Source organism: Amorphoplanes friuliensis DSM 7358 (genome assembly GCF_000494755.1).
Lineage (GTDB): Bacteria > Actinomycetota > Actinomycetes > Mycobacteriales > Micromonosporaceae > Actinoplanes > Actinoplanes friuliensis.
This window is the reverse complement of sequence record NC_022657.1, coordinates 6,987,788-7,008,178: the sequence shown is the minus strand read 5'-3', so window position 1 is coordinate 7,008,178 and position 20,391 is coordinate 6,987,788. Positions and strand designations below refer to the sequence as shown.

Genomic DNA, 20,391 nt, shown 5'->3' with positions numbered 1-20,391 from the left:
CAGCACTCTAGAAGCCCGGTACGACGTTTTACGCCGGCAGAGTGACACCCCAGCTCACGCCGGTGAGCGCTACCGATGCGTCCCACAGCCGGGCGGCCACCGCGGTGTCCTTCGCGCGCTGCGAGCGGCGCGCGGCCCCGGCGTGTCCGCGCAGCCCGAACGGCTTCCCGTCGGGCCCGTAGTACCCGTCCGGTTGCGCGTCCGGGCTGGTCGCCGCGTAGAGAGTGGGCAACGCGCCGGTGTCGACGTTCTGCCACATGCCGGGAATGTGCAGCTGCAGCCGGCCGAGGAGGCCCAGCGAGGACTTGCCGGTGCCCATCAGCGGGCCGGTCGTCTGGAGGTTCGACCGGGTGGCTCCCGGGTGCGCCGCGTTGCTCAGCAGACCCCACCCACCGGCGTCGCTGCGCCGCTGGAGCTCACCAGCGAACATCAGCATCGCGAGCTTCGACTGCGCGTACGCGCGACCGCCCGCGTACGCGTGAAGGCTTTGAAGGTCGTCGAGATTGATGCGCCCGAACCAGTGCGTGCCGCTGCTGAGCGAGGTCACGCGGGGTGCGGGGGCGGCGGCCAGCAGCGGCAGCAGGCGGGCGGTCAGCGCGAAGTGGCCGAGGTAGTTGGTTCCGAGCTGCAGCTCGAAGCCGTCGGTGGTGGTCCGGCGCTCCGGCACGGCCATCACCCCGGCGTTGTTGATCAGAAGGTCGATCGGCCGGCCGGCGTGCAGCAGGCCCGCGGCGAAGTCGGAGACCGAGGTCAGCGAGGCCAGGTCCAGTGTCACGGCGCGGAACGTGCCGGGAAACGTCCTGGTCGCGGCGAGCGCCTTGGCCGGGCTGCGGACCGCCAGCACCACCTCGGCGCCGGCCGCCGCGAGCCGCCGGGCGGTCTCGAGACCGACGCCGCTGTTGGCGCCGGTGACCACCGCGATCTTGCCCGCTTGTGAGGGGATGTCCATGACCGAGCTCCTAACTGACTAGTTGGTTACCTCATCGAGTGAAGCACCGGGAGTGCTCAGTCGTCAACTAACCAGTTAGTCAGATACGATGCCGGGGTGGCACGGGATGCGGAAGACACGAAGCGGCGCCTGCTGGAGGCCGCGGCGAACGAGTTCGCCGAACGCGGCATCGCCGGCGCGCGCGTCGACCGGATCGCGGCGGCCGCGGCGGCGAACAAAGCCCTCATCTACAGCTACTTCGGTAACAAGGAAGACCTGTTCGACGCCGTTTTCAACGCCCTGGTCGTGGACACCGTCGAGGACGTCCCGATCGACGCCGACGACCTCCCCGGGTATGCGGGCAGGCTGTTTGATCACGGCCAGGAGCAGCCGCAGGTGCTCCGCCTGGCTCTCTGGCACTCGCTGGAGCGCGGTGGCGCCGCTATGCCCGAGGCGGTCGTCGCCGCCAACCTCGGCAAGGTCGAGGCGATCGCGGCCGCCCAGCGCGACGGGCGCATCACCGACCGGTTCCCCGCCGGCGAGCTGATGGTCCTGATCACCGGGCTCTCCATCCTGGGCGCCCCGGACCTCGCCCTGACGCACTTCGACGGGCCGGAGGGCCTGGCCGAACGCCGCCGGACGGTCGTCGAGAGCGTCCGCATCCTCATCACGAAGGACGAGAAATGAAGATCATCATTTTCGGCGCGACCGGCATGGTCGGTCAGGGTGCGCTGCGCGAGAGCCTGCTCGCCGCGGACGTCGAGAAGGTGCTCGCGGTGGTGCGCAAGCCCACCGGGGTCCGGCATCCGAAGCTCGAAGAGATCACCATCGAGGACTTCGCCGACCTCACGCCGATCAAGGATCAGCTGCGGGGCTACGACGCCTGTTTCTACTGCCTGGGCGTCTCGTCGGTCGGCCTGAGCGAGGAGGCGTACACCCGGATCTCCTACGACTTCCCGGTCGCAGCCGCGCACCTGCTCGCCGAGCTCAACCCCGAGATGACCTTCCTCTACGTCTCAGGGGCAGGGACCAATCCGGACAGCCGCACCATGTGGTCGCGGGTCAAGGGCCGGACCGAGGTCGAGATCATCAAGACCTTCCCGAACGGGTACGGCTTCCGTCCGGGTTACATCCAGCCGACCTTCGGTGCCACCTCGAAGACGGGCCTCTACCGGGCCGGTTACGCGTTGACCGCCCCGCTGATGCCGCTGCTCATGCGTTTTGTGCCCAAGTACGTCACCAGCACCGACCGGCTCGGCCGGGCCATGCTGCGCGCCGCGCGCACCGGCTTCCCGACTCACATCGTGGAGAACGCGGACCTGCGCTGACGCCCCGAAGAGCACCGCGCCGAAGGCGAGCGCCATTCCGAGCACTTGCACCGGCGTGAGGCTCTGACCCAGCGCCGCCCAGCCGACCGCCGTCGCCACCAGCGGCGACAGCAACCCGAGCAGAGAGACCCGGGCGGCCGGCAACCGCTCCAGACCCCAGAACCAGACCGTGTACGCCAAAGCCGTACCCACCACGGTCAGGTAGGCGTAGCCGGCCACGTTCGCGCCCGTGAGCGTGGCCGGCAGCCCTTCGACGCCGAGCGCCAGCGGGGCGAGCAGCAGTCCGCCGGCCGTCAGCTGCCAGCCCGTCGTGGTGAGCAGCGAGACCTCGGGACGTCCCCAGCGTTTGGTCAGCACCAGCCCGAGCGCCATCGACGCCGTGCCACCCAGCCCGGCGAGCAGTCCGACCGGGTCCAGGCGGGCGCTCGCCGTCAGCACCGCGAGCGCCACACCGGCGGCGCCGGCGACCGCGGCGAGAACGGTCCGCAGGGCGACCCGCTCGGTCAGCAGCAGCACGGTGAGCCCGGCGACGACCAGCGGCTGAGCGGCGCCGAGCACGGCCGCCATGCCGCCGGGCAGCCTGTATGCGCTGACGAACAGCAGCGCGAAGAACACCCCGATGTTGAGGGCGCCGAGCACGGCCGACCGCCACCACCAGTCGCCGCGGGGCAGCCGGCGGGTCACCGCGAGGAGCAGCAGGCCCGCCGGAAGCGCGCGCAGGGTGCCGGCCAGCAGTGGGCGGTCCGGCGGCAGGAATTCGGTCGTAGCGGCATATGTGGTGCCCCAGACGATCGGGGTGAGCGCGGTGACGAGCAGGACCGGCGGGCGCATCGCGACTCCCTCGACGTAAAGTATCTCGACATCAAGAGACTTCTCTGAGAGTCTCTCCTTGTCAAGAAGCTCGACATCGAAACAGTGGGATCGAGACAATGGAGAGGTGGCACACCCTGATGGCGTCGACCGGATCATCGACCAGTGGCGCACCGAACGCTCCGACCTGGTGGACACGACCGCCATGGCCATCTTCGGCCGGACCCACCGCCTGTCGCGCCTGGCGGGCGACACTACCGAGCGCATCTATGCGGAGTTCGGCATCGGGCGGCCGGAGTTCGACGTCCTGGCGACTCTGCGCCGGTCCGGCGAGCCTTTCGAGCTCTCGCCGGGCGCACTCGCGGCGTCGATGATGCTCAGCACCGGCGGCACGACGGCCCGGCTCGACCGGCTCGAAAAGGCCGGCCTGGCCGATCGTTTCCCGTCACCGACCGACCGCCGCGGTGTGCTCGTGCGCCTGACACCCAAAGGCCGGGAAGTTGTCGATGCCGCACTCGGCGCGGGCCTCGCCGAACAGCAGCGTCTGCTCGCCCATCTTTCACCGGCCAAACAACGTCAGCTCGCCGATCTGCTCCGGGAGGCGCTCGCTGCCGACTAGGGCTTGCGGGCCACGCCGCCGTACATCGCGACGTGGGCGGGGTTCGGGCGCGGTTCGGTCTCGCCTTCCGAACGCCATTCGCTGACCGGTGTGACACCGGGCTCGACCAATTCCAGGCCGTCGAAGAGGGCGGTGAACTCGGCCCTGTCCCGAGGCCAGATGTTGGTGATGCCCGCCGCCAGTGCCGCGTCGTAATCGGCTGCCATCTTCGGCGGCAGCGGATCCTTCGTGGAATTGGTGGCCACCAGGAAACTGCCGCTGGGGAGGGCGTCCATCAGGGTGCGCACGATGGGCGCGCCGGCACCGTATCCCTCGATGAAGTGCAGGACGGCCACCAGCATCAGGGCGACCGGCCGGCCGAGATCGAGGGTCTCGCGCAACTCCGGGTCCGCGAGAATGGTCTCGGGCGAGCGCAGGTCGGCCTCGAGATAAGTGGTCCGGCCCGCCGGCGTGCTGGTCAGCAGGGCCCGCGCGTGCACCATCACCATCGGGTCGTTGTCGACGTAAACGACGCGGCTCTCCGGCGCGATGCCCTGCGCGACCTCGTGCGTGTTGTCCGCGGTCGGCAGCCCTGTCCCGATGTCGAGGAACTGCCGGATGCCGGCCTCGGCCGCGAGAAAGCGGGTGGCCCGCTGCAGGAAACGCCGATTTTCCAGCGCCGCGATCCGGGCCGTCGGAAACGTCTTGAGGATCTCGTCCCCGGAGGCCCGGTCGACGGCGAAGTTGTCCTTGCCGCCGAGCCAGTAGTTGTAACGCCGGGCCGGCTGAGCGGTCGAGCTGTCGATCTGGTCGCTCACGGGGGCCTCCAGGGTGGACGTCCCGATCATCGTAGGCCACCCTGTCCCGCTCAGATCGCCCCGTGCCCCGCCGGAACGGTCTCCTCCGGCCGCGGCGGCGGAGGCGGCGTCCCGTCACCGAACGGCCGCCCGCCGAGCGACTCCCGGCCGTGCTCGGTCAGCCAGTTCGACAGGTCCGGTCCGGCGGGAACGATCCCGGTCGGATTGATGTCGCGGTGGACCTCGTAATAGTGCTGCTTGATGTGCACGAAGTCGGTGGTGTCGCCGAACCCCGGCGTCTGGAAAAGGTCCCGCGCATAGGCCCACAGCACCGGCATCTCGCTGAGCTTCTGCCGGTTGCACTTGAAATGCCCGTGGTAGACCGGATCGAAGCGGGCCAGCGTGGTGAACAACCGCACGTCCGCCTCGGTGATGGTGTCGCCGACCAGATAACGCTGACCGGAGAGCAGTTCCGACAGCTGATCGAGCCGCGCGAAGAGCCGGTCGTAGGCTTTCTGATAGGCCTCCTGGGTGCCGGCAAAACCCGCCCGGTAGACGCCGTTGTTCACATCGGCGAAGACGAGCCGGTTCACCTTGTCGATCTGCTCGCGGAGCGCCTCGGGATAGAGGTCGGGCGCACCCTCGCGATGGAACTGCTTCCATTCCAGACTCAGATCGATGGTGATCTGCGCGAAGTCGTTGGTGACCACCTGGCCTGTCGGAACGTCCACGATGGCCGGCACGGTGATGCCCTTGTCGTAATCCGGGAACCGAGCGAGGAACGCCTCCTGCAATCGCTCGATCCCGAGCACCGGGTCCTTGCCTCCCGGATCCAGATCGAAGGTCCAGCTCCGTTCGTCGTGTGTCGGCCCGGCAATTCCCATGGACAGCGCATCCTCGAGCCCGAGCAGCCGCCGCACGATGATGGAACGGTTGGCCCACGGACAGGCCCGGCTCACCACCAGCCGATAACGCCCCGCCTCGACCGGATAACCGTCCCGCCCGTCGGCGGTGATCCGGGTGGTGATGTATCGCTGATCCCGGCTGAACTCACCGGCAGGATTGACATAGGCCATGGACGTAGTCTGCCCGCTTCCGACCGCCCCAAAAGCAACTTCACCATCAATGTCGTAGGTGGGTGCCCGGCACCGACCGTCGCTCCCGCCGATTGTCAGGTCCGTGCTCCCTGAGCGCCGGCGAGCGCCTCCAGCAGGGGAAGCGGATTCAGGTAGTCACGGCAGGACAGGACCTGGCCGTCCCGCACCCGGAACACGGCGATGACCGTCTGCTCGAACGGCGCCCCGGTCCGTACCACCCGGCCGTGAGCGTCGTACTCCACGATGACCACCTCCGGGTCGAGGGACTCGTGGATCACGACGTTGCGGTGGTCGTCGATCGTGATGAACGCTTCGGCAGCCTCGGTGAGGTGCCGGCGGATCGCCGTGCGGCCCTCCACGCGCGCGGGCACGCCCGGCGGCCGGTACGGCCATTCGAGGTAGCCCTCAGGCGCCATCAGCCCGACAAACGTGTCGATGTCGACCTCGCGACCGGCCCGGAGCAGCCGCTCGACGATCTCCCGTGCTGTCCCACTCATTCAACGACCGTAGAACGAGCTGGGCCTCCGGTCAACGTTCGTAGAATGACCGGGTGACCAAGCCGACCCGGGCGGACCAGCGCCGCCGGACCGAGGCACGCATCCTGGCGACGGCCCGCCGCCTCTTCGCCGAGCTGGGCTACGACCGCACCACGATCCGTGGTGTGGCCGGGGAAGCCGGCGTGGATGCCGGACTGGTGATGCACTACTTCGGCTCCAAGGACAAACTCTTCGCACGCGCCGCCGAGCCACCCGTGGCCGCCGCGAGTGACGCTGAGGCCGGTGACGTGACCGAAGCACTGCTCACTTCGCTGGCCGACCGTCTCGACAGCGAGCCGGAGGCCTCCCTGGCCGTGCTGCGGTCGATGCTCACCAACGCCGACGCCGCCGATCGTTACCGGGCCGCCGCCGGGCCCGAGCTCAGCCGCATCACCGAGGGCATACCGGCCGCCGACGCCGAGCTGCGCGCCGGTCTGCTCAGCGCGATCGTCCACGGCGTGATCATCGAGCGCTATCTGCTGCGGCTCGGCCCCCTGGCCGACGCCTCACCCGAACACATCGTCGAGCTGCTGCGCCCCTGCTTCCGGACGCTGGCCGCGGCGCCCGTCGGCGGTGCTCCGCGCGTACCGTGAGGGCATGAAGATCGTCGTTCTGGACGACTACCAGGGGGTGGCCCGCGAGCTGGGGCCGTTCGACACGCTGACCGGTGACCAGGTCGAGGTGCTGCGTGAGCACGTCGACGACCAGGACGAGCTGGTCGAGGCGTTGCGGGGCGCGGAGGTCGTCGTCGCGATGCGGGAGCGGACGGCGTTCCCGGCCGGGCTGTTCGACCGGCTGCCGGATCTGCGCCTGCTGGTGACCACGGGGATGCTCAACGCGGCCATCGACCTGGCGGCCGCGGCCGAGCACGGCGTCACGGTCTCCGGCACGGTGATGTCCGGTTCGGCGAAGAGTTCGAACACCGCCGAGCTGACCTGGGCGCTGATTTTGGCCTGCCGGCGTCACGTGGTCGCCGAGGACCGGGCGCTGCGGAACGGCCGCTGGCAGACCACTCTCGGCACCGACCTGGCCGGCAGCACCCTGGCTGTGCTCGGGCTGGGCCGGCTCGGCACCCAGGTCGCGCGGATCGGTCAGGCTTTCGACACGCGGGTGATCGCCTGGAGCCACAACCTGACACCCGAACGGGCCGCCGAAGCCGGTGCGACCTGGGTGCCACGGGAGCAGCTGTTCGCCGACGCCGACGTCCTCACCGTCCACCTCAAGCTCAGCGAGCGGTCCACCGGTCTGATCGGCGCGCCCGAGCTGGCCGCCATGAAGACCACCGCGATCCTGGTGAACACCTCCCGCGGCCCGATCGTCGACGAGACCGCGCTGGTCGCCGCCCTGACCACCGGGTCGATCGCCGGCGCCGGCCTGGACGTCTACGACACCGAGCCACTGCCCGCCGGCAACCCACTGCGGGGCGCGCCCAACACCGTGCTGCTACCGCATCTCGGGTACGTCACCGAAGCGGGTTACCGCACGATGTTCCAGCAGGTCGTCGAGGACATCGCGGCGTGGCGGTCCGGGTCGCCGGTCCGGGTGCTGACGGCCTGAGAGTGCGGGACAACCAGGGGACACGCCTGCGGGTGAGGCTGCTCGGCGCCGTCGAGGTGCGCCGCGGGGACACCCCGGTGGCCGTTCCCGGTGCCCGCCTCCGCGGGCTGATCGTGCGGCTCGCGCTGGCGGGCGGCCGGTCGGTGGAAGCAGCAGTTCTGGTCGGCTCGCTGTGGCAGCAGGAGCTTCCCGCGGATCCGGCGAACGCGTTGCAGTCGTTGGTGTCGCGGCTGCGCAAACTGCTCGGTGACGCTGCCTCGGTCATGCAGTCCGAGGGCGGCTACCGCCTCGCGGTCACGGACGACGACGTCGACGCGCTGAGGTTCGAGCGGCTCGCCGCCTCCGGCCGGGAGCGGCTCAGAGCCGGTGATGCCCGGGCGGCGGCCGCCCTGCTGGGTGAGGCGGTCGCGCTGAGCAGCGGGGAGCCGTCGGAGCTCGCCGCAATCGCCCCGATGGTCGCCACACGGCTGGCGCGCGGTGCCATCGAGGCGTCCGCGGATCTGGCCGAGGCGGAGCTGGCCCTGGGCCGCACGGACGCGGCCGCCGCCCGGCTGGGCGCCCTGCTCGCCGACCATCCGGCGGACGAGCGGCTGGCCGCCCTGCAGATGGACACGCTGGCCGCGCAGGGCCGCCAGGCCGACGCCCTCACCCTGTACGAACAGGTGCGCGAGACTCTCGCCGAGCGACTCGGCGCCGACCCCGGCGCGGCCCTGCGCGAGCGTCACCTGCGGCTGCTGCAGTCGCCGGCGTCCGTTCGCCCGGCCCGGCCTGCGGGAAATCTCCCTCACGCCGTGACCAGTTTTGTCGGGCGCGACGACGACCTCGCCCGGATCGGTACGCTGCTGGCCCGCGGCCGTCTGGTCACAGTGGTCGGTCCGGGCGGTGCCGGCAAGACGCGGCTCGCGGTCGAGGCGGGCCGTCGCCACCGGCACGAATACCGCGACGGCACCTGGCTCGTCGACCTGGCCGCGGTCACCGAGCCGGACAAAGCGGGTGCTGCGGTGCTGGCCGCGATCGGTGTCCGCGGCGCCGGACTGTTCGAGCCCTCCGGCCGGATGCCCGCCGGGGGAGACGAGCTGGATGTGCTCACCGGCCGGGAGCTCCTGCTCGTGGTGGACAACTGCGAGCACCTGATCGAGGCCGTTGCGCACCTGGTCGCAGCGCTGCTGTCACGCTGCGCCGGTCTGCGGGTCGTGGCGACCAGCCGCGAGCCGCTGGCCATCGACGGTGAGGCGCTGGTCCCGCTCGGCCCGCTGGAGCTGCCGGACCCCGACGGTGACCTCGAGGACATCCGCCGCAGCGCGTCGGTACGCCTGTTCACCGAACGGGCCGCGGCGGTACGACCCGGTTTTGACATCGACGAGCGGACGTGCGCGGACGTCGTACGGCTGGTGTGCGGGCTGGACGGCCTGCCGCTGGCGTTGGAGCTGGCCGCGGCCCGGCTGCGGACCCTGTCGCTGGCCGAGCTGGCCGCCGGGCTGTCCGACCGCTTCGGGCTGCTGACCACGGGCAGCCGGGCTGCGTCCCCGCGGCACCGCACGCTGCGTGCGGTCATCGCCTGGAGCTGGGACCTGCTCGGCGACTCCGAGCGTACGGTGGCCGACCGGGTCTCGGTCCTGCCCGGCGGTGTGACCGTGGAGTCGGCCGCGGCGGTGTCGGGCGTGCCCGTGGCGGAGATGCCCGAGGTGCTCGCGGCCCTGGTCGACAAGTCGCTGCTGCAGCTGGGCGGTGAGGCGGGCCGCTACCGGATGCTGGAAACCCTGCGGGAGTACGGGATCGAGCGGCTCGCGACCACCGGTGCGCTCGACGCCGTGCGGGAACGCGCCGCCCGCCACCTGGCCGCGCTGGTCGCCCGCGAGGAGCCACGGCTGCGCGGCCCCGACCAGCTCGCTGCGCTGCGGGTGCTCCGCGCCGAGTACGACAACGCCCTCGCCGCGCTGCGCCGCCTGTGCGACACCGGCGATGCCACCGCCGCCGTCCGGCTGACCATGGATCTCTCCTGGTACTGGCAGATTCTCGGCCGCCAGACCGACTCCCTGTACTGGCAGGCGGAGGCGCTGGGGCTCCCCGCCGCCGGGCACACGGTGGATCGGGACACCGCCGAGACGATGCTGGTGCTGAACCGCATCAACGCCCGTTCGCCACTGTCCGTCGATGCCTTGCGGGAGAACGAGGCGGCGCTGCGGGTGCTCGCTGATCGCCTGCTCGCGTACCCGTCGCTGCCCGGGTTTGCCGGGGTTCTCACCGCGATCACGCTGCACTTCCTGCAGGAGCACGAGGCGTCGATCGTCCTCGTCCAGCGGCTGGCCGGTGGGCCCGACGTGTGGTTGTCCGGGCTGGCCCACCTGTTCCGGGCCTCGTTCGCCGAGAACGAGGGCGACCTCGACCAGGTACGCACCGATGTCGCCGCCGCGCTCGACGCCTTCACCCGGGCCGGCGACCGCTGGGGCCTGGCCGGTGTGCTGCCCATGCGGGCCCAGCTACGGCAGTACGACGGGGATCTCGACGGCGCGCTGGCGGATCTGCGTGAGGCCCGCGCGTACGCCCGGGAGTTCGGTGCGCTCAGTGCGGCCGACGAGGTTTTTCTCGACCTGCGCTGGATCGACCTCCACCTGCGGCGGGGCGAGGACACCCGGGCGCGGGCGCTGCTCGACGGGGTCCGCGAGCGGGCGGAGCGGTCGGGAACACCGAACCTGAGCGTCATCGTCGCCGCGCAGGAGGCCGGCACGTGGTTGCGGCTCGGCGACCCGGACCGCGCCGAGGCCCGCATCGAGGCCGCCGAGGCGGAGCTGTCCGGCGGCGGCCACGGCCAGGCCGTCGTCAGCTCGGTCCGGGCCACGTTGTGCCTGCACCGCGGCGACACCGACGGCGCCCGGGTGGCGCTGGCCCAGGCGTACGCGGCGGCCCTCGACAGCCGGGACCGGCCGATCCTGGCGCTGGTCGCGGTGCCCGCCGCCGAACTGGCCGGGCTGCAGGGACGGCACCGGGACGTGGCCCGGCTGCTCGGCGCGGCGGCCCGGCTGCGTGGCACCCACGACCACAGCGATCAGCGGATCCGGGCGCTGACCGACCGAGGCCGTACGGCGCTGGGCGAGGCCGCCTTCGCCGCGGCGTACCAGGAGGGCTGGCAGCTGGACGGGAAGACGGCCTCGCGCCGGATCGATCCGCGTTCCTAGGGGGTGTCTGGTGGACCTCGCCGCAGACTCGCCGTGATCCACCAGACACCCCCTAGTAGTGCTTTGTCATGGTCCTCTTCCCGCGCGGGTTTTTCGTTGCGGAAAGCGGGTTTGGCAGGTCGGGCAGGTGCCGATGAGGCGGGCCAGCAGGTGTTGCAGGCGTCGGAGTACGGCGTAGAGAGTCATTCCGGCGCACGGGTTTTTGGGTCCAGGCGTTGCAGGGTGAGAAACGCGTGAGCGGCGGAGACCAGGGTGGTGTGGTGGTGCCAGCCTTGCCAGGTGCGGCCTTCGTAGTGGTCCAGGCCGAGCCCGGTTTTGACCTCGCGGTAGTCGTGTTCGATGCGCCAGCGCAGCTTGGCCTGCCTGACGAGGTGCCGATATGGGGTCGTGGCGGGCAGGTTCGACAGCCAGTAGCGGGTCGGTTCCGGCTCGCCGGGTGGCCATTCGGCGATCAGCCACCGCACGGGCAGGTCTTCGTCGAAGCCGACGGCCCGGCGATGCACCAGGCTGGCGGGACGCAGCCGCAGGAACACGAAACTGCCGCCCATCTTCCGGGCTTTGCCGGCCCGGCGGCGTGAACCCTCGCGCCAGGTGACCCTGCGAGTCGCGTCGCGGCCGGCGGCCAAGACGTGGGTTTTGAGGCCGGGTGCGGCTTGCCGGTAGATCAGCGGCGGCCGCCGGCCAGCACCCTTATACGGGGGTGAGGTGCGCTGGGCGTCGATGGTGAAAGCGGTATGCGCGCAGTTCACGCCGACGACGTAGCTCAGGTTCCGGTCCTCGAGACCTTGGCGGAACTCAGCGGCGTCGCCGTAACCGGCATCAGCGACGATCAACGGCGGCGTCAGCCCCCACCCGCGGGCTTCATCGATCATGTCCATGCCCAGACGCCACTTCTCGCGATGCACGACGTCGTCCGGCATTCCGGTTTTGCGGCGGCGCTCGGGGGTCTCGGAGGTGGCCTTGTCGCTGGCCGGGTCCCAGGACTCGGGAACGAACAGCCGCCAGTCGACCGGGCACGACGCGGTGTCGGTGACCAGGTTCAGGCTGACTCCGATCTGGCAGTTGGTCACTTTCCCGGCCGTGCCGGTGTATTGCCGGGTCACACCCACCGACGCGGTACCGTATTTGAGCCAGCCGGTGTCGTCCAACGCCCACGCAGCCGGGACGATCGCCTCGTCCATCCGCACCGCCAGCCGTCGGCGCACCAACGCGGCATCCCACGGACTGTTGGTGACGAAATGGTTCAACGCCTGTTCGTGCGGCCCGGCAAGCCGGGCCGCCATCGGCTGGATCGACTTGCGACGACCGTCCAACATCAGACCGCGCAGGTAATGCTCGGCGCGCTCCTGCCACCGCGACCTGGTCAATGAAGCGAACACATCCGCCACGAACGCGTCCAGATCATCGGCCAGTTGCTGAACCTCAGCAGTGTCCATCCCTCCAGGACACCAAGATCAGCATTGATATGTCACCGTCACCCACCCAAAAGATGACAAAGCACTACTAGCCGCGGAAGATCTCGAGGTCGAAGGCCTCGGCGATCACCCGCTGCCCGGCATCGTTCGGATGCACGTTGTCACCGGACAGCAGCTCGGGGCGGACGCACGCCGGCGCCGCCGGATCGTGGGTCGCCGCCTCCAGGTCGGCCACCGCGTCGAACTCGCCGCTGCCCCGGATCCAGCTGTTCACCTCCTGGCGTACCTGTTCGGTCTCCGGTGTGAAGAACGGCGTGCTGCCGATGGGCAGGAGTGTGCAGCCGACGATCCGCAGGCGGTGCAGGTGCGCGCGGGCGATCAGCAGCCGGTAGCCGGCGATGAGGTCCTCGGCCGTTGCCCGCTCGCTCTCCGGCACACCCGGGAAAGAGCCGAAGAAGATGTCGTTGAGTCCTTCCGACACCACGACCCAGCGCACACCGGGCCGGGCCAGCACGTCGCGGTCGAAACGGGCCGGTGCGGCGGCGCCCATCCCGTCGGTCTCCCGCAGGACGCGGTTACCGGCGATACCCATGTTGAGCACCGCGCGGGGCGGCAGGTCCGGCCGCGCGGCGAGCCGGCGCGCCAGCACAGACGGCCACGGCGCGTCCGCGTCCGGTGTGGTCTCCATGCCGTCGACGACGGAATCGCCGAGGACGACGATGGCGGCCGCCGCGGGCTCGGCGACCACGTCGATGCCGGCGAGCCACAGATAGGACCGGAACTCGGTGGCGTCCCGCAGGTCACGCTCGGCGGTCTGATCACCCGGCGCGACCCAGCCCGTACGCAGCCCGACCTCGTGCGTCGTGGGCGTCACGTTCTCGCCGGGCACGTACAACGAGACGACCAGATCGGTCTGCGCGCGTACGTGGTGGTCGAGGGGATCGCTGGAGATCTGCGCACCCGTCGGCAGCACCACGGACGTGCGCCCGCCGAATGTCAGCCGGTGACCGTCGATCCGCGCAGCCCCGATGTGCACCGGCGCGTTGCCGAAGGAGTTCGCCAGGGCGACGCGGACGGCTGAACCGCCGACGGTGGCCCGCGCCACCATGCGTACGGTCTGGGCGCTGACCTTCTCCGGCGGTCCGGCGGGCGGCTCGTCGTCCGGGAAGTCCGGCATCTGCGGGCCGCCACCGGGTTCGGCGGGCGGGGCGAGCTGCTGGGCGGTACCCCAGGTGGCGATCCAGGTGCGGAGCTCGATCATGGACTCAGCCTTTCCGGGGGAACCAGCGCGCGAGCGCCTCGTCGAGTGACGTGGACGAGGTCTCGGTCCACGCGATGCAGCCGTCGGGGCGTACGAGCAGCGACGGGCCTTCCTTGGTCTGTGCCTGCTGGACGCCGGGCGGCAGCAGCCGTTCCGACGGCGAGACGAGCAGGCCGCCACCGTTCTCCATCAGCGCGTAGAGCCGTCCCTCAGTGCCGTCGGCCAGCGTCAGGAGCTGGTCCTTGGCCAGGGTGCCGACGAGCGGGTCGTCGTCGCCGAGGTCGTACCGGATGCCGGTGCCCGAGAGCATCCCGCCGATGAGGCGGTTGCCGTCGGGCAGCCTGATCAGCTCGCTCACGATGGATCGCAGGGCGGTCGTGAGCGGGTCGGGGCGTACGAGCGCGACCTGCGCACGGGTGTTCTCCAGCACACGTGCACCGACCGGGTGCCGTTCAGCGGTGTAGGAGTCGAGGAGCCGGTCGTCACCCCGTACGGCCGCGGCGAGTTTCCAGCCGAGGTTGGCCGCGTCGACCAGACCGAGGTTCAGACCCTGGCCGCCGAAAGGCGAGTGGACGTGCGCGGCGTCACCGGCGAGCAGGACCCGGCCGAGGCGATAGGTCGTCGCCTGCCGCGCGTGGTCGGTCCAGCGGGACGCCTTGGTCATCGACAGCACCCGGACGTCGGTGCCGCTCACCCGCTGGATCGACGCCTCGACCTCGGCCCGGGTGACGGGCGCGTCCCGGTCCGGTGGCGGCCCGTCGAACTCCGCTGTGAACACACGTCCCGGGATCGACGTGATGAGCCCACGCGGTGTCCGCTGCCAGCCCTGGGTGAGCTTGCCGGGTGCGTCGAACTCGACGAGCGCCTGATAGCCGGTGATCGTCGGGTCCGTGCCGGGGAACGCGAATCCGGCCAGCTTGCGGACACGGCTCCGGCCACCGTCACAGCCGACCAGATATCTTGTCCTCAGTGGTCCCGCGCTCGTCTGCACGCTCACACCGCCGGGGTCCTGCTCGAAGCTTTCCACCGTGACGCCGCGCCGGATCTCGATCCCGCGTTCACCGGCGCGTACGGTCAGGATCCTCTCGAGGGCGTCCTGCGGGACCACGCGACTGTGGCGTCCGGGGTCGTCCTGCAGCTCCTGATCGACCACGAACAGCGCGGAGAAGTGACCGCCGCCCGGCTTTTTCATCAGCATCGTGACCTGCTCGCCGTCGAGCGCCGGCAGGAACCCGCGCCGTTCCAGCGCCTCGGCCCCCACCGCACCGACCGCGGCCGCCTTGATCCCCCGGTCGGGCTCCGCCAGCCGTTCAAGCACCAGCGGCTTCACACCCGCGGTCTCGAGCTCGATGGCGAGGAGCAGTCCGACCGGGCCGGCACCGACAACAACAACGTCGTGCACAGGTTCGCCCATGTCTCCGTCCTTTCCGTCGCGGACGGGACCGTGCGGGCCCCGTCCTCGACACGCAGACTGGCGCGACCCGCTGGCACCACCCGCACACGGCGCTGGCACGGCCTGACATCAGGCGGCAACCAGGACTTTCTGGCAGGGTGAATCCCATGACCGCCAAGATCGCCGCTGTGCTGGCTCGCTGGACGGCCTGGATCCCGATCCTCGCCGTGGCGGTCCTCGTTGTGACCTTCGGCCGGGACCTCCCCCCACCCCTCGTGATCATCAGCGGCCTCCTGCTCGCCGGCGCGGTCCTGGCAGCGGTCCACCACGCGGAGGTCGTCGCCCACAAGGTCGGCGAACCCTTCGGCTCCCTCGTCCTCGCCGTAGCGGTCACCATCATCGAGGTGGCCCTCATCGTCACCCTGATGATCAGCGGCGGCGAAAAAACCCAGGCCCTGGCCCGCGACACCGTCTTCGCCGCAGTGATGATCACCTGCAACGGCATCCTCGGCATCTCCCTGCTCGTCGGCGCCGTCCGCCGCCGCATCGCCGTCTTCAACCCCGAAGGCACCGGCGGCGCCCTCGCCGCCGTAGCCACGATCGCCACCCTCAGCCTGGTCCTGCCCAGCTTCACGACCAGCCGCCCCGGCCCGCAGTTCTCCCCGGCCCAGCTCGCCTTCGCCGCCGTGGCCTCCCTCGGTCTCTACCTGCTCTTCGTCCTGGTCCAGACCCGCCGCCACCGCGACTACTTCATGCCGATCACCACCGCCGGCGAAGTCATCGAAGGCGAGGACCACCTCGAACCACCCTCGTCCAAAGCAGCCCTGACCAGCCTGGGCCTCCTGCTGGTCGCCCTCATCGCGGTCGTCGGCCTCGCCAAAGGCGTATCCCCAGCCATCGAATCAGCCGTCGCAGCCGCGGGAATGCCCCAGGCCGTCGTCGGCGTGGTCATTGCTCTGCTGGTGCTGCTCCCCGAGACGATTGCAGCGGTTCGGGCCGCGGCGCGCGACCGCATGCAGACAAGCTTGAACCTGGCGCTCGGCTCGGCGATGGCCAGCATCGGCCTGACCATCCCGGCCATCGCGATCGCCATGATCTGGCTCGACGGACCCCTGCTCCTCGGCCTGGGCGGCACGCAGATGGTGCTGCTCGCCCTGACCGTCGTGGTCGGAACGCTGACGGTCGTCCCCGGCCGCGCCAACGTCCTCCAAGGCGGCATCCACCTGAGCCTGCTGGCCGTCTTCCTCTTCCTGGCCGCCAGCCCGTAACCCAACGCGCACTCTCCAAACCGGCGCCGTCCCAGCTGCTCCTTCGGGGAGCGGGGGAGGGTGGTGGCTGCGGCGGCCGGATCAACGTCACCGGCCGTCTTGCAACGGTCCGTGCGTAGTGCTGGCCGCCGCTCCGCCAGGGTCGGGCGACCTGACGGTTCGGCGGGCGGCTTGTCAACGGTCGTCCCGCCTGTCGATCCCGGCCTTCGCTACGTCTTGGCCAGTCGGCTCCGGGCCGGGTCCCGCTCCGAGATCTTTGGCCTGTCCGGTGGGGATGACGATCGACTGTGATGTGACGGATGTCGGGCATGGCCGCTCGGTATGGACCGTCTGCCCCAACTTCAGGGAAGTCGGGGCTGTACGGGCTGGGGCTACACGGGCTGGGGAAGGCCCAACTTCAGGGAAGTCGGGGCTATACGGGCTGGGGAAGGCCCAACTTCAGGGAAGTCGGGGCTACACGGGCTGGGGAAGGCCCAACTTCAGGGAAGTCGAGGCTATACGGGCTGGGGAAGGCCCAACTTCCTTGATGTTGTGACGAGGCGCCGCATCGGCGATCAACCTCGGGATGATTTGTCGGTTTGTTGCGGCTGCTGATGCGGCGGCCAGGTCCGTGGTGGTTCTGATCGTGGGTCTGGGTGTCCGGTCGACCGCGCCGGGCGCGCGGTGGTCGAGGCGGAGCAGGAATCCGCCGGTCTCTCCTCCAACTTCAGGGAAGTTGGGGCTGTACCAGCTGGGGGAAGGCCCAACTTCCTTGATGTTGTGAATGGGCACCGCATCGGCGATGGACTTGGCAGTGGTTTATCGGGATTGTTGGTGTCGGTCGGGCCTGGTGATGGCCTGGTCGTGAGTACGGGCGTCAGCTCGACGGCGCCACGAGTGCGGTGGTTGACAGCGGGGATGCGCTCGCGCCGTTTGTCGAAGAGTTCGAACTTGCGGGTCAGCCCAGCAGGCCGCTGCCTGCTGCGGGATTGCGGCGCTCAGGTGGGAAGCGGTGCGGTGAAGACGATGGTGTTTCCGTCCGGGTCCGTCACTGTGAGAACGCGGGAGGACGTTGCCCCTTGGATGCCGGGGTGGTCGATTCCTTCGCGGTTCAGCCGGTCGGCGAGCTCGTCGAGGTCGGACTCGTCGACGACCATCGTCGAGCGGCCGGCGCGGTCGGTGTCCTTCCAGACCTGGACGCCGAATGTCGAGGTCAGGTGCCATTCGGTCAGGCCTTCCATCGGCCGCTCATCGGGGTCGCGGCCGAGCAGCCTCGTGTACCACCCGACGGCGGTTTCCGGGTCGGTGACCGTCATCTGTGCCAGTAGCCGGGTTATTGCCATGCCGGGACCGCTACCCCGTCGACCGCTGGTCCATGCAGCACGTCCACCTTCGTGGCGGGAGGCGGCAGGGAGCAGCGGCCCGGGCGGCAGCCGTTGCAGGCGGGATGCCCGCTGGTGCTTGTCTCGGCCGGTCGAGTGCCCAGGGGCGTGCAAGCAAGAGGAGGCCGGGCGGAGCGTCCGGGGTCAGGCCGACTGGCGGACGATCAGGGTGGGTTCGTAGATGACGGACGAGATGCGCATCGTCGGGTCCTCGACGCGGGCCAGGAGCAGCCGGGCGCTCTCCGCCGCCATGTCTTCCAGGGGGTGCCGGACCGTCGTCAGGGCCGGGCTGGCGGCCACCGCCGCGCTGCTGTCGTCGAAGCCGACCATGGCGACGTCGGCAGGGACCTGGCGGCCGGCGTCGCGGAGGGCGAGGAGGGCGCCGAGGGCCATCAGGTCGTTGGCGACGAAGACGCCGTCGAGGCGGGGGTTTTCGGCGAGGAGCGTACGCATGGCTTCTTCGCCGCTCTCCTGGGTGAAGTTGCCGGAGACGAGGGGGACCCAGGCGTGGCCGTGGCGGGCCATGGAGCGGCGGAAGCCGGTGATGCGGTCGTTGCTGGCGGGGACGTCGGCCGGGCCGGAGATCATGCCTATGAGCTGGCAGCCGCGGGTGACGAGGTGGTCGGCGGCGAGGGACGCGCCGGTGTCGTTGGCGAGGTCGACGTAGTTGATGGGGACGGGGTCGGCGGGGCGGCCGATCAGTACGGCGGGGACGCCGGCGTCGGTGAGCATGCGGGGGAGCGGGTCGTGGCCCGGCAGGGACAGGACGATCACGCCGTCGGCGAGGCCGTGGCGGAGGTCGCCGACGAGGCGGGTGCGTTGTTCCTCGGTGCCGACGATCTGGAGGGCGAGCTGGATGCCGGCCGTACGCAGGACGCTCATCAGGCCGCCGACGACGCGGCCGAAGTACGGGTCGGCGAAGAAGCGGCCCATGAACGGGTCGTCGTCGTGGGACTCGGAGTCGGAGACGACCAGGGCGACCGTGCCGGTGCGCCGGGTGACCAGGGAGCGTGCCAGCCGGTTGGGGACGTAACCCGTCTGGCCGACCGCGTTCCACACCATTTCGTGGAGCTGCGGGTCGACGTTGCGGATGCCGTTGATGACGCGGGAGACGGTCGCCCGGGACACTCCGGCGACCCGGGCGACGTCCTCGAGGGTCGGCAGTCGCTCACCCACGGGCACCCGTCCGGTGCCGGCGGTCACGGGGTCGAGCTCCGGGTCTTCATAACAGGTTTTATAGCACACCTCGGAGAGCGCTCTCCGACAAGACCGCTCCAGCCCCGGTGCGCCGCGTATTAGTTCCGGATCTGCCCCAGCATATTGACGAGCGTGCAACTTGGGCGTAACACTTCGGAAAGCGCTCTCCAAGTACGTCCCGCCTCGTCGGCCGATCCCCGCACCGCCGTCCGGTGAGGCACTCGTCCTCGTCCCCGTGGGAGAACTCATGAGATCAGGGAAAAGCCGGTTCAGACGGCTCATCGCGCCGCTCGGCGTGGCCGCCGTCGCCGGATCGCTGCTGGTGGCGGGGGTTCAGTCGGCGCACGCCGCCGACACTCTGCTGTCGCAGGGCAGGCCGGCGCTCGCCTCCTCGCTGGAGAACGGCGAGTCGCCCGCGGCCGCCGCGGTCGACGGCCGGGCCGACACCCGCTGGGGCAGCCAGTGGGCCGACCCGCAGTGGCTGCGTGTCGATCTCGGCAGCACGGCCACGATCAGTCAGGTCGTGCTGCAGTGGGAGGCGGCGTACGCGAAGTCGTTCCAGATCCAGACCTCGCCGGACGGCAACGCCTGGACCAGCATCTACAGCACCACAACGGCGACCGGCGGCACGCAGACGCTGACGGTCAACGGCAGCGGCCGGTACGTCCGTCTCTACGGCACCCAGCGCGGCACCGGCTACGGCTACTCGCTGTACGAGTTCAAGGTGTACGGCACGAGCGGCAGCACCCCGCCCGCCGGTGGTGGTGACGGTTATGTCCTCGCGAACCCGCCGGTGACCGGTGTGGTCCCGTCGACGGCCACCCCGCCGGCGACGAACCCGCCCACCACGCACCACGAGTTCCAGGCGAACTGTTCGGTGAGCCGGTCGAACCTGCCCGACGACCCGATCGTCTTCCCGAACATGCCGGGCGCTTCCCACTCGCACACGTTCATGGGCAACACGACCACGAACGCCGCGACGACACTGGCCAGCCTGAACGCGGGCGGCACCTCGTGCATCACGCCGGGTGACAAGACCGGGTACTGGATGCCGACGCTGCTCAACGGCACCACCGCGGTGCAGCCGCTCGGCCGTCAGGTCATCTACTACAAGAGCGGCGTGATCGACTACCGCAGTGTCCGCCCGTCTCCTCCCGGTCTGCGGTACGTGGTGGGCAGTCCGGTGGCGACGCTGGACGAGTTCAAGAACGCGCCCGGCGCCGTCGAGGGCTGGGAGTGCGGCGACAGCGTCCGTAACTGGGACTTCCCGGCGTCCTGCCCGGACGGCACGCAGCTGAACATCCGGTACCAGGCTCCGAGCTGCTGGGACGGCATCCACCTGGACACGCCCGACCACAAGAGCCACATGGCGTACCCGACGGTGGGTGTCTGTCCGGCGAGTCACCCGGTGGCCGTCCCGATGATCGAGTTCAAGATGGCGTTCCCGGTCAGCGGGAACATGGCGAACGTCAAGCTGTCGAGCGGGCGGGCCTACTCGTTCCACTACGACTTCTACAACGCCTGGGACGCGCCGACCCTGAACGCGCTCGTCAACCACTGCATCAAGGGCGGGCTGCAGTGTGACCCGCGCGGCTTCGATCAGTACAAGCCCGAGCGGGGTGCGGCGCTCAACGAGAACTACGTCCTTCCGTAACCGATAAAAGCAATC

17 protein-coding genes and 1 pseudogene are annotated in these 20,391 nt (G+C 70.2%); 8 read left to right on the top strand and 10 right to left on the bottom strand.

Going from position 1 to position 20,391, the window contains the following annotated elements; translation table 11 throughout:
* Positions 1–28: 28 nt before the first annotated feature.
* Entirely contained in the window at positions 29–949 is a 921-nt protein-coding gene (locus AFR_RS32345; protein WP_023561030.1) for an SDR family oxidoreductase, read from the bottom strand.
* A gap of 96 nt (positions 950–1,045) precedes the next feature.
* Between AFR_RS32345 and AFR_RS32340 the strand changes: the two genes are divergently transcribed.
* Together AFR_RS32340 and AFR_RS48125 are read left to right on the top strand one after the other, a co-directional pair.
* Positions 1,046–1,615, top strand: coding sequence for a TetR/AcrR family transcriptional regulator (locus AFR_RS32340; RefSeq protein WP_023561029.1), 570 nt, complete (start codon positions 1,046–1,048; stop codon positions 1,613–1,615).
* Positions 1,612–2,256 (top strand): NAD-dependent epimerase/dehydratase family protein, encoded by a 645-nt coding sequence (locus AFR_RS48125; protein WP_023561028.1) that lies wholly within the window; start codon positions 1,612–1,614, stop codon positions 2,254–2,256. Before AFR_RS32340 ends, AFR_RS48125 begins: the two co-directional genes overlap by 4 nt.
* A gap of 66 nt (positions 2,257–2,322) precedes the next feature.
* On the opposite strand, the pseudogene AFR_RS45485 reads toward AFR_RS48125, so the two are convergent.
* A pseudogene (locus AFR_RS45485) lies at positions 2,323–3,087 on the bottom strand (EamA family transporter); the annotation flags it as partial.
* 106 nt (positions 3,088–3,193) lie between these two features.
* On the opposite strand from AFR_RS45485, the gene AFR_RS32320 reads away from it, so the two are divergent.
* Complete coding sequence (locus AFR_RS32320) at positions 3,194–3,685, top strand: MarR family winged helix-turn-helix transcriptional regulator (RefSeq protein WP_023561026.1); 492 nt, start codon at positions 3,194–3,196, stop codon at positions 3,683–3,685.
* Here the strand turns inward: AFR_RS32320 and AFR_RS32315 are convergent.
* The 3 genes from AFR_RS32315 to AFR_RS32305 form a co-directional block, all read right to left on the bottom strand.
* Positions 3,682–4,512 (bottom strand): SAM-dependent methyltransferase, encoded by an 831-nt coding sequence (locus AFR_RS32315; RefSeq protein WP_023561025.1) that lies wholly within the window; start codon positions 4,510–4,512, stop codon positions 3,682–3,684. The two genes, AFR_RS32320 and AFR_RS32315, sit on opposite strands and share 4 nt — an antisense overlap.
* 20 nt (positions 4,513–4,532) lie before the next feature.
* Complete coding sequence (locus AFR_RS32310; protein ID WP_023561024.1) at positions 4,533–5,537, bottom strand: glutathione S-transferase family protein; 1,005 nt, start codon at positions 5,535–5,537, stop codon at positions 4,533–4,535.
* Positions 5,538–5,632: 95 nt separating this feature from the next.
* Positions 5,633–6,055, bottom strand: a complete 423-nt coding sequence (locus tag AFR_RS32305) for a nuclear transport factor 2 family protein (RefSeq protein ID WP_023561023.1) — start codon at positions 6,053–6,055, stop codon at positions 5,633–5,635.
* Positions 6,056–6,108: 53 nt separating this feature from the next.
* On the opposite strand from AFR_RS32305, the gene AFR_RS32300 reads away from it, so the two are divergent.
* Genes AFR_RS32300 through AFR_RS32290 form a run of 3 tightly spaced genes read left to right on the top strand, consistent with a single transcriptional unit; the run spans position 6,109 to position 10,827 of the window.
* A complete protein-coding gene (locus AFR_RS32300; RefSeq protein WP_023561022.1) occupies positions 6,109–6,687 on the top strand; it encodes a TetR/AcrR family transcriptional regulator in 579 nt (192 codons plus the stop codon).
* A gap of 4 nt (positions 6,688–6,691) precedes the next feature.
* Entirely contained in the window at positions 6,692–7,651 is a 960-nt protein-coding gene (locus AFR_RS32295; protein ID WP_041843010.1) for a D-2-hydroxyacid dehydrogenase family protein, read from the top strand.
* The gene (locus AFR_RS32290) at positions 7,612–10,827 is read left to right on the top strand and encodes an ATP-binding protein (RefSeq protein ID WP_023561020.1); all 3,216 of its coding nucleotides are present in this window, start codon (positions 7,612–7,614) and stop codon (positions 10,825–10,827) included. Before AFR_RS32295 ends, AFR_RS32290 begins: the two co-directional genes overlap by 40 nt.
* Before the next feature lie 182 nt (positions 10,828–11,009).
* Here the strand turns inward: AFR_RS32290 and AFR_RS32285 are convergent, their stop codons facing one another.
* The 3 genes from AFR_RS32285 to AFR_RS32275 all read right to left on the bottom strand — a co-directional run bounded on the left by AFR_RS32285 (position 11,010) and on the right by AFR_RS32275 (position 14,917).
* A complete protein-coding gene (locus AFR_RS32285) occupies positions 11,010–12,263 on the bottom strand; it encodes an IS701 family transposase (protein WP_023358104.1) in 1,254 nt (417 codons plus the stop codon).
* 67 nt (positions 12,264–12,330) lie between these two features.
* The gene (locus tag AFR_RS32280) at positions 12,331–13,503 is read right to left on the bottom strand and encodes an SGNH/GDSL hydrolase family protein (protein ID WP_023561019.1); all 1,173 of its coding nucleotides are present in this window, start codon (positions 13,501–13,503) and stop codon (positions 12,331–12,333) included.
* 4 nt (positions 13,504–13,507) lie between these two features.
* Positions 13,508–14,917, bottom strand: coding sequence for an FAD-dependent monooxygenase (locus AFR_RS32275; RefSeq protein WP_023561018.1), 1,410 nt, complete (start codon positions 14,915–14,917; stop codon positions 13,508–13,510).
* Positions 14,918–15,063: 146 nt separating this feature from the next.
* On the opposite strand from AFR_RS32275, the gene AFR_RS32270 reads away from it, so the two are divergent.
* Positions 15,064–16,164: a calcium:cation antiporter gene (locus AFR_RS32270; protein WP_023561017.1), complete on the top strand. Its 1,101-nt coding sequence runs from the start codon at positions 15,064–15,066 to the stop codon at positions 16,162–16,164.
* Between the two features lie 977 nt (positions 16,165–17,141).
* Here the strand turns inward: AFR_RS32270 and AFR_RS32265 are convergent.
* On the bottom strand, positions 17,142–17,459 hold the full coding sequence (locus tag AFR_RS32265; protein WP_023561016.1) for a VOC family protein: 318 nt from the start codon (positions 17,457–17,459) through the stop codon (positions 17,142–17,144).
* A 210-nt stretch (positions 17,460–17,669) separates the two neighbouring features.
* On the bottom strand, positions 17,670–18,728 hold the full coding sequence (locus AFR_RS32260; protein WP_023561015.1) for a LacI family DNA-binding transcriptional regulator: 1,059 nt from the start codon (positions 18,726–18,728) through the stop codon (positions 17,670–17,672).
* 241 nt (positions 18,729–18,969) lie between these two features.
* On the opposite strand from AFR_RS32260, the gene AFR_RS32255 reads away from it, so the two are divergent.
* On the top strand, positions 18,970–20,376 hold the full coding sequence (locus AFR_RS32255; RefSeq protein ID WP_023561014.1) for a DUF1996 domain-containing protein: 1,407 nt from the start codon (positions 18,970–18,972) through the stop codon (positions 20,374–20,376).
* Positions 20,377–20,391 lie beyond the last annotated feature (15 nt).